Source organism: Nocardiopsis endophytica (assembly GCF_027706725.1).
Lineage (GTDB): Bacteria > Actinomycetota > Actinomycetes > Streptosporangiales > Streptosporangiaceae > Nocardiopsis_A > Nocardiopsis_A endophytica.
In genome coordinates, this window is the sequence record NZ_JAQFWQ010000089.1 from 18,097 (window position 1) to 30,661 (window position 12,565).

Genomic DNA, 12,565 nt, shown 5'->3' on the forward strand with positions numbered 1-12,565 from the left:
CTGCGGGTCCGGGCCGCGAGCCGCCCCGCCCGGGGCGGCGGCACCCTCACCCGGCCCGCGGCACACCGCAGGACGCGGTCCCGCCCGGCATGCGGTGGCGGTTGCGGGCCACCCAGCGGTAGGCGAGGCCGCTCAGCTCCCGCAGGCCGGGGGCGCGCATGAGCGCGCCGACCGGGCGCAGCGCGGGGCGGGGGCCCGCGGTCAGCAACACGGCCACGGCGTCGGCGCCGCCCCAGACGCGGCGGCCGTCGGGGTGGGCCAGCAGGACCTCGTCGCGGGCGCGGGCGCGCAGCCCGGGCGGCAGGTCGGCCCGGTGGGACTCGACGATGCGCAGGCCCGGGGCGATGCGCTCGGCGGCCAGGCGTGCGGAGGCCGTGCAGAACCCGCAGTCGCCGTCGTAGATGAGTACGGGTGCCATGCGACCACCGCCCGTCAGCGCGCGGGCCAGTGCTCGGCGATGCGCGCCCGGCTCTGCTCCAGCATCTCGGGCAGCACCTTGGTCTGGCCGATCACCGGCATGTAGTTGGTGTCCCCGCCCCACCGGGGGACGATGTGCTGGTGCAGGTGGGCGGCGATGCCCGCGCCGGCGGCGGTGCCCAGGTTCATGCCGACGTTGAAGCCCTGGGGGCCGTAGGCGGCGGTGAGCGCCGCGATCCCCGCCTGGGTGAGGCGGGCGACCTCGGCGGTCTCGGCCGCGTCGAGGTCGGTGTAGCCGGACACGTGGCGGTAGGGGCACACGAGCAGGTGGCCGCTGTTGTAGGGGTAGCGGTTCATCACCGTGTAGGCGTGCTCGCCGCGGTGCACGACCAGGCCGTCGGCGTCGGGCAGGCCGGGTGCGCGGCAGAACGGGCAGCCGTCGTCGGGCGCCGGGCCCACGGGCTTGTCCTCGCCCTTGATGTAGGCCATCCGGTGCGGGGTCCACAGCCGCTGGAAGCCGTCGGGGTCCGCGCCGTCCTGGACGCCCTGCTCTGCACCGCTCATCGCACGCTCGTCTCCGTCCGCCTGCCGTCGGCCCCAGCATAGGTGACCGGGGACCGGCCCGGCGCCGGGGGCGGGCGGCCGGGTTCCCCGCCGCCGCGCGGGTTCCGGGCGCCGGGGGCACGCGGAAGGGGCGGCCCGGACGCGCTCGGCGCCTGGGCCGCCCCCGGGTCCGGGAGGCGCCGGTTCAGGCGGTCAGGCCTTGTCCTCGCCGCCGTCGCCGGCGGCGGCGCCCTCCTTCTCCGCGTAGCGGCTGGCGAGCTTGACCGGCTTGGCCGCGGCGCGGCGCTTGCGGGCGACGATGTTGAGGACCTCCACGAACAGGGAGAAGCCCATGGCGGTGTAGATGTAGCCCTTGGGGACGTGGAAGCCGAGCCCGTCGGCGACCAGCGTGGTGCCGATGAGCAGCAGGAACGCCAGCGCCAGCATCTTGATGGTGGGGTGGGCGCTGACGAACCGGGCCAGCGGCCCCGCCGCGACGAGCATCACGATGACCGCGATGACCACGGCGGCGACCATCACCCAGATGCCGCCGGGCTTGTTGCCGATCATGCCGACCGCGGTGATGACCGAGTCCAGGGAGAAGATGATGTCCAGGGCGACGATCTGGACGACGACCGCGCCGAAGGCGGCGCGGACCTTGGAGCCGGCGTGGTCCTCCTCGCCCTCCAGGCTCTCGTGGATCTCATAGGTGGCCTTGCCGATGAGGAAGAGGCCGCCGACCAGCAGGATCAGCGACTGGCCGCTGAACTCGTGCCCGAACAGGGAGAACAGCGGCTCGGTGAGCCGCATGATCCAGGTGATGGATCCCAGCAGCGCCAGCCGGGAGATGAGCGCCAGTCCGATGCCGAGCTTGCGGGCGCGGTCCTGCTGGTGCACCGGCAGCTTGGCCGCAAGGATCGAGATGAAGACGAGGTTGTCGATCCCGAGGACGATCTCCAGCGCGGTGAGCGTGAAAAAACCGATGACCAGATCGGTCGCCATGAGAGGTACTCCGAGGAGTGAGGGGTCGGTTCCGCGGGCGGCGGGCGGCCGTCCGCGCGCGCCCGGGGCGCACAGGGAGGACCTGCGCAAAAGCCCGGGCGGGCATGCGGATGTTAGCGGTCGGCGCCGCTCGACGCGAACGCGAGCCCGCTGACCGGCACATTCGCGACACGCGAACGAGGCGGCGCAGGGGCGTCCCGCCAGCCCCGTCGCCGAACGCCGCCCCCTCGGCGATGATCTCGACGGAAGTGCTGCCATTCCGGCGGTTTTGACAGCACCCTTGTCGAGATCATCGCGAAGGGGGCACCGGGCAGACGGACCCCCGATGGCGCGTTCCTCAGAGCGGGGGCGCCAACCCCAGGAGTTCGCGCAGGAGGCGGGGCGGGGGCGCGCCGTGGGACGTCAGGGTCTCCGCACGGTCGGCCGGGGCGGCCTTCGGGTCCTCCACCGCCACGTCGCGGTCGAGGTCGGCCACGTCCCGGCGGCCGACATAGGCCACCGCCCCGCGGGTCGGCCCGGCCAGCGTCGAGCGCCAGCACCGGGCCGCCTCGGCGCCGGTGAGCCGGGCCCGCTCGACCAGCAGCTCCCGGCCCTCCTCCTCGGTCATGTCGCGGGCGTGCGCCCTGACGTCCACCACGGCCCGGGCCGCGGCGCGCAGGCGCTCCCTGCGGTGCACGAGCCGCACGGCCGCCTCCGCGTGGTCGTCGTCCAGGCCCCACCCGGCGTCGTCGAGCATGGCCTGGGCCAGCGCGGCCCACCCGGCGTCGAACACGGGGCTGCGCAGCGCCCTGCGGACCGCCCCGGCCCTGACCTCGTCGGCCTCGCGCGCCCTGAGGTACGCGCGTCCGGGCGCGTCCTCGCGGGCGGCGGCCAGGTAGAGCTCCGGTGCGCGCCGCGCCGAGCCCTCTGCCAGCACGGGCTCCAGGTCGGCCCGCGGCACCTCCTCGGCGCCGGGCAGTCCGAGGGCGCACGCGCGTGCGCGGACCCGCTCGCGCCCGTACTCGGCCGCCTGCCGCGCGGCGTCGCCCTCCAGCGGGGCGAACTCGCGCTCCAGCCGCTCCAGGCCCTGCCGGATCCGGTCGGGGCCGGCGCCGCCGAATGCGGCGGCCGCCTCGGCCAGCTCCTCCTCCGCCGCGAGAAGGTCGCTCTCGGCCCGGGTGAGCAGGGTCTCCGGGTCGATCTGGGCGTCCAGGCCGTACCACAGCAGCGCCGCGTAGGACCGCTCCCCCAGGCGCGGGTCGGCGCCGGGGTGCGCGGCGGCGGGCAGCCAGTCGGCGTGCGCGCGCAGCGCCGCGGCGGCGGTCGCGCGTTCCTCCGCGGTGCCGGGCTCGGCCCCTTCGGGGACGCGGGCGGCCTCCAGCAGGTCGGCGGTGCGCCGGGCGCGCTCGGCGGCCTCCTCGGCGTTGGCGCGGGGCATGCCGGAGCCCGCGGTCAGCCGCTCGCGGGCGGCCTCCAGGAAGTCGGGCAGGGCGCGGCAGCGCTCGGCGAGGGCCGCCGCCAGGTCCGGGTCGCGGCTCCCGGCGAGGGCGGCGAACCCGGCGTCGGGGAGCAGCGCCAGCGGGTCGCATCCGCTCGGGCGCAGCTCGGCGGCGCGCCAGAGCTCGGACCCGGCGTAGGAGCGCAGCATCTCCAGGTCGACCCGGTCCCCGGGCGGGATCAGGGTGTCGTCGATCTCGTCGAGGGCGCCCAGGGCGTCGGAGAACAGGCCCACCCGTTCGGCCTCCGCGGCCTCGGAGGGGTCGGCCAGGCGCCCGGCGAATCGGGGGTCGCCGAGGGCGGCGGCCAGGTCGGGGGCGTCCTCCAACAGGGCGTCCAGGACGCGCGAGGCGACCTGGCGGAACCGGTCGGTCATCGCGTTGGCACCGGGATCGGGATCTGAAGTCATCCCCTCCATGGTGCCCTGCACACGGAGCCCGGCGCACCCGGGCCGCCTCTCCCGTCCCCTCCGCGAGGGGCCTACGACGTTGATCCCGGGAAAAGCGGCCCTCGGGTTCCGGGTTCTTGGGGTGCCGGCGTCCTTCCCGCTCAGGGCGGTGGCCGCAGAGCTCCGTGATCGCGGGAGCACCGACGCGCCCCGGGGCGAGCAGCCCGTGCCCACACACACCGAGAAGCCGCGACCTGGGGCGGCCCGGCAGCGTCGTTCCTCCCGGGATCGACGCCGGCACAGCCGGGCACATTCGCCCATCCGCGCGGGCGCTTAGGATGTCCGATTCAACCGCGGCTTCCCCGAGATCGACAGGATCGAGGAGAAGGAACCGTCGGACGCCGGAACCGGAAAGGACCGCCCATGCCCTCCGACCCCCTTGCGCCCGGCACTGTTCGCGTCGTCGACCTGAGCCACCCGGTGGGGCCGAGCACACAGGTCTTCCCCGGTGACGCACCACCGGTGGTCTCGCCCGCCTGTTCGCTGGCGGCCGACGGCTACAACTCGGTGCGCCTGGACCTCGGGTCGCATACCGGCACCCACGCCGACGCGCCCTACCACTTCCTGGACGACGGGGTCAGGCTCGGGGACCTCCCCCTGGAACGGTTCACCGGGACCGCCGTCGTCGTGGACGCCACAGGTCTGGCGCCGCGCACCGCCATCGGCCCCGAGGCGTTCGCCCCGTGGGAGGAGAGGCTGGTACCGGGGGCGATCGTGCTCGTCCGCACCGGCTGGGACCGGCACTACGGCACCGAGGACTACTACCACCACCCCTACCTGTCGGGTGCCGCCGCGCGCATGCTCGTGGAGCGCGGCGTACGCACCGTGGGGCTGGACACGCTGAGCCCTGACGAGACCCCTTATGCGGGGCGGGGCGGGGACGACTGGTCGGCGCACCTGGCGATCCTGGGCGCAGGTGGGACGGTGATCGAGAACCTGCGCGGCCTCGGTGCCCCAGGGGTTCAGGGAGCGCGCTTCTGCGCCTTCCCGCTGCGCCTGGATTCCGGCGACGGCGCACCGGTCCGGGCGGTGGCCCTGGTACGGGATCAGTGACCGGGAGTACCGGTTCCCGGGAGGGCGGAGACCGAGGGCGAAGGGGGCTTCAGGAGCGCGGGAGCCCCTGCCCGGCCGGGGCCGCTCCGCCGCCTTGCAGCGCACGGCCCGTCGGCGGCGGCGTCGGCGTCAACGCCGCCCGCGTCAACGGCGTCGGTGGCACGACCCGTCCGCGTGCCGCTGCGCCGGGCCATGGCCGCACCGGCGGCCCCACCGGCCACTGGCGGCACGCGTGAGAGGAGGGCGTCGGGGCGCACGGCTTCCGGCGCGGCGCCCCCTGGCACCGCGCACCGGGCGCCCGGCGGTCCTTCCGTGCCGTAGCGCCCGCCGTTCGATCCGCGCGCCGGGGCGCGCGTGCGGTACGGGCGCCTCCGGCGCCGGTCAGCGCCAGGAGCCCTGGCCTCCGGTCGAGGCCGCCTGGCCCGCGCCCTGGTCGCCCACCGAGATCGCGTGCTCCACCAGGGTGATCAGCGTCGCCTTGGTCGAGCCGCGGTCGCGGGCGTCCACCTGCACGATCGGGATCTCCGGGCTGAGCGTGAGCGCGTCCCGGACCTCCTCGGCACCGTGCGGGTAGTACCCGTCGAAGCCGTTGATGGCCACCACGAAGGGCAGGCGCGCCTCTTCGAAGTAGTCGATCGCGGGGAAGCAGTCGGCCAGGCGGCGCGTGTCGACCAGCACCACCGCGCCGATCGCGCCCTTGACCAGGTCGTCCCACATGAACCAGAAGCGGTGCTGGCCCGGCGTGCCGAACAGGTACAGGATCAGGTCCGAGTCCAGCGAGACGCGGCCGAAGTCCATGGCCACCGTGGTGGTCTGCTTGTCCGGCGTCTTGGCCAGGTCGTCCACGCCGACGCTGGCGCTGGTCATGACCGCTTCGGTGGTCAGCGGCACGATCTCGGAGACCGAGCCGACGAACGTGGTCTTGCCGACGCCGAAGCCTCCGGCGACGACGATCTTGACCGACGTCATCGCGCTCGCAGCAGCACCGCCCTCCTCGGCCGGGCTAGAGCTTGCGAAGTCCACTGAGCACCCTTTCAAGCAGGTTGACGTTGGGCCGGCTGTCGGAGTCGAGCGACGACCTGATCTGCACCAGCCCCTGCTCGGACATGTCGGCCACGAGCACGCGGGCCACGCCGAGCGGAATGCGCAGCAGCGCGCTGATCTCGGCCACGGAGCGCCATTCCTTGCACAGCTCGCCGATGGCCTGGCACTCCGGGGTCAGGGTCGCCATCTCGTCGCGCGCCGCGGCGGTCGCCGAGATCAGCGCCTCCATCGGCAGTTGCGCCTTGGGCTTGGTCCGTCCCCGCGTGACAGCGTAAGGGCGGACCAGCGAACTGGGGGAGTTGTTCGCCGGAGGGGGTTGACGCTCCCCCGGCTGCTGACTTGGTCGTGGGGCGTCGACGCCGCCCGGGGGCAGCCCCGGCGCCGCTGGGGCGCCGGCCGGCTGCTGCCCGAACCACGAGGCGCTCCCGGCATCTCTGCTGTGAGGTGCCACCACAATCCTCCTGTCGGTGGTGGATCAGGGGTGGTGGATTCAGTGCATGTCCGAAGTGCGCGCCGCCGGCGTCAGCGCCCGGCCGGCCCGCTCGACCAGGAGGGTCATCTCGTAGGCCACCAGACCCAGGTCGCACTCGGCGGCGGCGAGCACCGCCAGGCACGACCCGTCGCTGATCGCCATGATCAGCATCAGGCCCCGTTCCATCTCGACCACGGTCTGGGCGACGGCGCCGCCCTCGAAGACCCTGGCCGCGCCCTGGGTGAGGCTGGACAGGCCCGAGGCGATGGCCGCGAGCTGGTCGGCGCGGTCGCCGGGGAAGCCGGCCGAGGAGGCCAGCGGAAGCCCGTCCGAGGACACGACGATCGCGTGAGCGACATCCGGCACCCGGTTGGCGAAGTCAGTGATCAGCCAGTTCAGCTCGTTCACCGGTTGATTCATCCGAAGTGCTCCTGTCCATCCCGGCCTGACCGGCGGGGGGACCGCCGTCCGGGCCACGTCGTGCTCGGTAGTGACTCTATGGTGCTGAATGTCGCGATAAGTGCGGATGATGCTAATTCATCACCCACCCGTGATGTCCGTCGGCCCCGCCGAACCTCCGTCCGGCCGGGGCGCGCGGGCGCGGGGACGAACACTACCGCTCCCCCTGCGACGGATCCCCGGTGCCCGGGCCCTCGCCGCGGCGGAACTCGCCCGTCTGGCTGCGCCCCTCCTGGACCCCCTTCTGGAGGCCGCTGAACCGGTTGCGCACCCGGTCGGCCGAGCGGTTCGGCATCTGCCGGAAGTTCTCCGGCTGCGGCGCCGTACCGGGAACAAGGTTTGCCTTGGGAACGCGTTTTGGCAACCCCGAATCGGTCAGACCGCCCGCGATCGGCTCGGCGGCGCTGCGCGCGGCCTGCCATCCGCGGTCGGCGTCGGAGTGCCAGCCGTCCTCGGCCTGGGCCGAGCGCCCGGGCTCGGGCGCCGGTGCGGGGCCCGCGGCGGGCGGGGCCTCGGCGGCGGCCTGCGGCGCGCGGCCCGCCGGTCCGGCGGGCGGCGCCGCCGGGGGCTGCGGCTCTGCGACGGGCTGCGCCGCCCCGGCGGCCGGAGTCGGCAGCGGGCCGGTCTCCGGGCCGGAGGTACGGCGCTTGAACCAGTTGGACTCGATGGCGTCGAAGATCGGCAGGGCCTCCGATCCGCTCTCCGGGGACGGCGGGACCACCGTGTTCTGCCCGGGGCCCTGGCCCCGGCCGTAGCGGCGGGACAGGTACGCGGTGGAGCCGTAGCCCTCCCGCGCCTCGGGTTCGGCGACACCGGTGTGCTCGGTGCTCCGCCAGGGCTCGGCGACCTCGGCGGGGCGCTCCTGCCACCAGCCGTGCCCCTCGCCGCCGGACGCGCCGTTCGCGTGGCCGTTCTGACCGTTGTGGCCGCTCCCGTTCGCGTACCCGGGCCCGTTCGGCGCGCCCGGCCCTCCGGACGACGCCCCGGCGACCGGTTCCGGCCGCGCCTGGGGTTCGGGCGCCGGCTCCGGGGTGGGCAGCGACGAGCCGGGCGGCGGCGCGGCCGGGAGCGGCCCCGTGCCGCTCGGGTCGAACAGCGACCCGGCCGACCGGCTCTGCCCGGTCGAGGACGCCGGGGGCTCGGCCGCCGGCGGCTCCGGGGCGGCCGGGGCCGAGGGGGCCTCGGGGACGGACGGGGACGACGGGGCGGACGGGGCCGCCGAGCCGCGGTTCCGGTTCCACCCGGCCGACCACAGGTCCTCCCCGGACGGCGGGTGCTCGGCCGGGGCCTCGGCCTGCGGCACGGGGGAGCCCGGCTCTCCGGCGATGTTGTTGCCGGGGCGGCGCTTGGGCAGCGGGTCGTCACCGCCCGGCCCCCAGGCGCCGTCCGGCTCGGCCGCGGCCGGGGTCGCCGCGAAGGCGGCGGTGGCCTCGGCGTAGGTGTCGGGCACCGCCGGGGGCGACGGCAGGGCGGGGGCGGACGGGTCCACCGGGGTGATGAGCAGGTCGGCCGGCAGGTCGGCGTAGGCGGTGATGCCGCCGCCCTGGGCCTTGCCCAGCCGGACCCGGATGCCGTGGCGGGCGGCCAGGCGGCTGACCACGAACAGGCCCATACGGCGGGAGACCGCGACGTCGATGACCGGCGGCTCGGCCAGGCGCTGGTTGGTGGCGTCGATCTCGTCGAGGGCCATGCCGATTCCGCTGTCGGTGACCTCGACCCGGGCGCCGCCGTCGTCGAGGACCTGCGCGGTGACCGACACCTGGGTGTCGTGCGAGGAGAAGGAGGTGGCGTTCTCCACCAGCTCGGCGACCAGGTGGATGACGTCGTTGACCGGGCGGCCCAGCACCGACACGTCGGAGGGGGCGCGCACGTTGACCCGGTCGTACTGCTCGACCTCGGAGACCGCGCCGCGCAGCACGTCGACCAGCGGGACCGGCTGGGCCCACTTGCGGGTGTTGTCCTGGCCGGACAGCACCAGCAGGTTCTCGGCGTTGCGCCGCATGCGGGTGGCCAGGTGGTCGAGCTGGAACAGGTCGCCCAGGCGCTCGGAGTCCTGCTCGCTCTGCTCCAGGCCGTCGATGAGGCGGAGCTGCCGCTCGACCAGGGTCTGGCTGCGCCGGGATAGGTTGACGAACATCGCGTTGACGTTGGAGCGCAGCGCGGCCTCCTCCGAGGCCAGGCGCATGGCCACGCGGTGGACCTCGTCGAAGGAGTGGGCGACCTCGTCGATCTCGTCGCGGGTGCCCACCACGATGGGCTCCACCTCGACCCGGTCGGGCGTGGTGGTGGTGTCCTTCATCCGGCTGATGGAGTCGGGCAGGTCGCGGTCGGCGACGCGCAGGGCGCCCTCGCGCAGGCGGCGCAGCGGGCGCAGCAGCGACCGGATCACCAGGGAGGTGACGAGGAAGACGGCGATGATGACGCCCAGCACCAGGCCCGAGTCGAGGAAGGTGCGGTACAGCGCCTGCTGGCGCAGGTCCCCGGCCTGGTCGATGACCAGGTCGGCCATCTTCTCGTCCCCCTGCTGGGCCAGGCCCAGCGACACGTCGGACACCTTCTGGTAGCCGCTGGGGCTGTCGCTGCGGGTGCCGCCGGTCAGCCTGCTGCCGTTGTCGGCGCGCATCAGCACCCGCTGCCGGGTGGTGATCATCTGGCTGATCTCGAGGCCGGTGAAGGTGGACTCGTACATCTGCCGCTGCGCCGGGGTGGCGCTGGCGGCGAAGTTCTGCATCTCGTTGTCGTAGCGGGACCGGGTGTTCTGCACGGCCTCCTGGACGCCGCCGGACATCTCCCCGCGCATCAGCGAGTGCAGCATCAGCGCCGACTCGTAGGACAGGTGCTCGCGGGCGCGGTTGAGCGAGGTCATCGCGCGCACGCTCTCGCGCAGCTCGGTGTCGTCGGTGCCCTCGGCGATGCCCTGGTTGAACTCGTTGAGGGAGTTGATCACCTGGCGGTACTTGGTGGCCGCCGGCAGGACGGTGATGGTGGAGGTCTGGACCTCGTCGCGGACGCCGTCCAGGCCGTTGAGGGAGCTGACCATGCGGTCGCGCCGGTCCCGGGCCACGGTGCCGCCGACGTCGCCGAGCTCGGCCAGCCGGTCGTTGACCTGGGTCTCGGCGCGGTTGGTCGCCTTGATCTGCTCCTCGAGGTCGCGCGCCAGGCTCGCCGAGCGCTCATCGGGGTTGCGGTCGTCGGCGATGAAGGCGGCCACCGCCCGGCGCTCCTTGCCGAGCTCGGAGGTGAGCGCGACGACGTCCTTGCCGAGGGTCGCCATCTTCTGGATGTTGTCGTGGGTGACGGCCTCGCCCACGTTCTCGCCGACCCGCAGGCCGCCCAGGACCAGCGCCGCGGCGGTGGGGATGACGATCAGCGCGACCAGGCGGGTGCGCACCCTCCAGTTGCGCGGCGCCCACCAGCGGCCGGCGCGTACGGGGGGAGCCGATTCCTCCTGCCGGCCGGGATCGGCCTGCGGGGCGTCGGCCTCGGTTCTCGCCGCTCGTGTCGACACGGACCCTCGCAACCTTTCGTTCACCGCCTCGGGTGATGGACATGGCCCTCATGCGGGGGCGGCCCGCGCCCGGACGGGGCGAGGGGGACTCCGGTGGGCGCCGACGGTCCACAGGGGCACGGCGGCGGCCTCTCGACGCCGAGGGTGGGGGGACGTGCGCGCCGGGGTCCGCCTCATGAGGGGGTGAGGCGTGGTGCACCATGATCGGAAATGGGGCACTTGGGGAGCACAGCGTACCAATTCACCCAGCGGCGTCACCTCCCCCCGATCACCGGTCCGTCCGTTTCGGGCCGCTCGCCCTCATCTCCGCACAGGCCCGGAACCCGCCCCCTGGGCCGTGATCACGCAGGTCCGATCGGGCCGGAGGACCCCGAACGGGCAGCGCATAACTTTTCAAACACACCGGACGGATCGCACGGAGTTGTCACCGTTCCGTGACAGTCTGTCACCCGGAGGGGGTCCGTCCGGAGGGAGTGTCGACAGTGGGGCACCGGAACCGAACGAAACGTTCCCTGGCCGCCGTGGTGTGCGCCGGAACGGTGCTGGCCGTCACCGCGTCTCCGGCGGCGGGGGCGCCGGAGGACTCCCCGGCGCGGATGCGCGCCGCGCTGGCCGAGGTGCGGGCCGAGATCGACACCTTGCATGAGCGGGCCGAGTCGGCGATGCGCGACCACGTGGCCGAGTCCGAACGGCTCGACCGGGCCGAGGAGGCGGCGCGGTCGGCCGAGCGCGCGGCGGACAACGCGGCCGAGCACACCGAGCGGGTCCGCACGGGCGCCGCCGGCCAGGCGGTCGCCGCCTACACCGGAGCGGACCTGGGCCCGCTGGTGGCCTGGAGCAGCCCCCGCGGGCCGCAGGAGGCGCTGGACAGGGCCTCGCTCCTGTCGGTTCTGGCCGCGCACCGCCAGGGCGAGGTGGACCGCGCGGCGGCGGCCGGCGCCGCGAAGCGCACCCTCAGCGACCGCGCCGCGGACGCCCGCGACGAGCGCGCCGACGCCGAGGAGGCGGCCCGTGAGACGCGGGAGGAGGCCGAGTCCGCCTTGGAGGACCGGCGCGAGACCCTGCGCGGGCTGCTGGCCGAGCAGTCGCGCCTGGAGGAGCGGCTGCGCGAGCGGCGGGCGCAGGAGGCCGAGGAGGACGGCCGCCCGCAGAAGCAGGCGGGCCAGGCTCCGGAGGAGACACCGAAGGAGTCGTCCGGCGGCGGAGGGGGCGGGCAGGACTGCGAAGGCGGCGACGTGTCGGGCTACCCCAACGGGGAGATCCCCGAGTCGGCGCTGTGCCCCCTCCCCCAGCCGGGCGAGCGGCTGCGCGCGGACGCCGCGAAGGCGTTCATCTCCTTGGACGGCGCGTTCCAGGGCCGCTTCGGCCGCCCGATGTGCGTGGCCGACTCCTACCGCCCGATCGACGAGCAGGTCCGCCTGTACGAGGAGAAGGCCGAAGGCATGGCGGCCGCCCCGGGCACGAGCACCCACGGCCGCGGCATCGCCGTCGACCTGTGCGGAGGCGTGGAGACCGAGGGGACGGACGAGTACCAGTGGATGATGGACAACGCGCCGGACCACGGATGGCACAACCCCGAGTGGGCCCAGAACGGCTTCGAACCATGGCACTGGGAGTTCCAGGGCTGATCGCCCACCACGGCCCCACCAGGGCCGGCAGGGCCGACCTGGCGTCACACGGGCGACGCCCGGTGGGGCGCTGAGTGGAGAGCGGCGAGGAGAGGTACGACACAGGTCGGCGGCAGGCCAGGTACCCCGCCCACGGGCTCCGCCCGTCCGGCAGGCCGATGGAGTGTCAGGCAGCAGAGCGGCGACGAAGAGAGGTCCGCGCCCCATGCCGCAGCACTGTCGGCCGCCGGGCTGTCGGAGTGTGGGCTGATCGGCGGCGACGACGGAGGTGGGCGGCCCTACCGGCAGCGCTGTCGGCCGAGGCGCGCGTGCGTGGTCGCCGAGGAGGGCGGCGACGGCAGAAGCGGGGGCGGTTCCCTGACCCTGCTTGCCGTCCGTCTGGCTGCTCTCGGTCCGGGCGGGCGGCGCAGTGGGCAGGGCGCGCGGCCGAGCGCGTTCGTGGCGGCCGCCAGCCCGGTGTCCCCCTTCCTGGCGATGATCTCGACAGGAGTGCTGTCAAAACCGCCGGAATGACA

The 12,565-nt window shown here is 74.5% G+C and carries 10 protein-coding genes; 2 read left to right on the forward strand and 8 right to left on the reverse strand.

What is annotated here, in order from left to right:
* Positions 1-46: 46 nt before the first annotated feature.
* From O4J56_RS24125 to O4J56_RS24140, 4 genes are all read right to left on the reverse strand, one after another.
* Positions 47-418, reverse strand: coding sequence for a thiol-disulfide oxidoreductase DCC family protein (locus tag O4J56_RS24125; protein ID WP_270688900.1), 372 nt, complete (start codon positions 416-418; stop codon positions 47-49).
* Positions 419-432: 14 nt separating this feature from the next.
* On the reverse strand, positions 433-981 hold the full coding sequence (locus O4J56_RS24130; RefSeq protein ID WP_270688902.1) for an HIT family protein: 549 nt from the start codon (positions 979-981) through the stop codon (positions 433-435).
* 192 nt (positions 982-1,173) lie between these two features.
* Positions 1,174-1,962, reverse strand: a complete 789-nt coding sequence (locus tag O4J56_RS24135) for a TerC family protein (RefSeq protein WP_270688904.1) — start codon at positions 1,960-1,962, stop codon at positions 1,174-1,176.
* Positions 1,963-2,299: 337 nt separating this feature from the next.
* A complete protein-coding gene (locus O4J56_RS24140) occupies positions 2,300-3,847 on the reverse strand; it encodes a DUF885 family protein (protein ID WP_270688905.1) in 1,548 nt (515 codons plus the stop codon).
* Positions 3,848-4,249: 402 nt separating this feature from the next.
* On the opposite strand from O4J56_RS24140, the gene O4J56_RS24145 reads away from it, so the two are divergent.
* Positions 4,250-4,939, forward strand: coding sequence for a cyclase family protein (locus O4J56_RS24145; protein ID WP_270688907.1), 690 nt, complete (start codon positions 4,250-4,252; stop codon positions 4,937-4,939).
* A gap of 381 nt (positions 4,940-5,320) precedes the next feature.
* Here the strand turns inward: O4J56_RS24145 and O4J56_RS24150 are convergent, their stop codons facing one another.
* From O4J56_RS24150 to O4J56_RS24165, 4 genes are all read right to left on the reverse strand, one after another.
* Positions 5,321-5,908, reverse strand: a complete 588-nt coding sequence (locus tag O4J56_RS24150; protein ID WP_270680882.1) for a GTP-binding protein — start codon at positions 5,906-5,908, stop codon at positions 5,321-5,323.
* Positions 5,909-5,942: 34 nt separating this feature from the next.
* Positions 5,943-6,356, reverse strand: coding sequence for a DUF742 domain-containing protein (locus tag O4J56_RS24155; RefSeq protein WP_394296939.1), 414 nt, complete (start codon positions 6,354-6,356; stop codon positions 5,943-5,945).
* A gap of 117 nt (positions 6,357-6,473) precedes the next feature.
* Complete coding sequence (locus tag O4J56_RS24160; RefSeq protein WP_026123694.1) at positions 6,474-6,875, reverse strand: roadblock/LC7 domain-containing protein; 402 nt, start codon at positions 6,873-6,875, stop codon at positions 6,474-6,476.
* Positions 6,876-7,068: 193 nt separating this feature from the next.
* Positions 7,069-10,422, reverse strand: coding sequence for a sensor histidine kinase (locus O4J56_RS24165; RefSeq protein ID WP_270688909.1), 3,354 nt, complete (start codon positions 10,420-10,422; stop codon positions 7,069-7,071).
* A gap of 596 nt (positions 10,423-11,018) precedes the next feature.
* Between O4J56_RS24165 and O4J56_RS24170 the strand changes: the two genes are divergently transcribed.
* Positions 11,019-12,050 (forward strand): D-alanyl-D-alanine carboxypeptidase family protein, encoded by a 1,032-nt coding sequence (locus O4J56_RS24170; RefSeq protein WP_408639167.1) that lies wholly within the window; start codon positions 11,019-11,021, stop codon positions 12,048-12,050.
* Positions 12,051-12,565 lie beyond the last annotated feature (515 nt).

What these genes read in the sequence shown, in the direction of transcription:
- O4J56_RS24125 (WP_270688900.1), bottom strand. Translation starts at nt 418, where the DNA reads ATGGCACCCGTACTCATCTACGACGGCGACTGCGGGTTCTGCACGGCC.
- O4J56_RS24130 (WP_270688902.1), bottom strand. Translation starts at nt 981, where the DNA reads ATGAGCGGTGCAGAGCAGGGCGTCCAGGACGGCGCGGACCCCGACGGC.
- O4J56_RS24135 (WP_270688904.1), bottom strand. Translation starts at nt 1,962, where the DNA reads ATGGCGACCGATCTGGTCATCGGTTTTTTCACGCTCACCGCGCTGGAG.
- O4J56_RS24140 (WP_270688905.1), bottom strand. Translation starts at nt 3,847, where the DNA reads ATGACTTCAGATCCCGATCCCGGTGCCAACGCGATGACCGACCGGTTC.
- O4J56_RS24145 (WP_270688907.1), top strand. Translation starts at nt 4,250, where the DNA reads ATGCCCTCCGACCCCCTTGCGCCCGGCACTGTTCGCGTCGTCGACCTG.
- O4J56_RS24150 (WP_270680882.1), bottom strand. Translation starts at nt 5,908, where the DNA reads ATGACGTCGGTCAAGATCGTCGTCGCCGGAGGCTTCGGCGTCGGCAAG.
- O4J56_RS24160 (WP_026123694.1), bottom strand. Translation starts at nt 6,875, where the DNA reads ATGAATCAACCGGTGAACGAGCTGAACTGGCTGATCACTGACTTCGCC.
- O4J56_RS24170 (WP_408639167.1), top strand. Translation starts at nt 11,019, where the DNA reads ATGCGCGCCGCGCTGGCCGAGGTGCGGGCCGAGATCGACACCTTGCAT.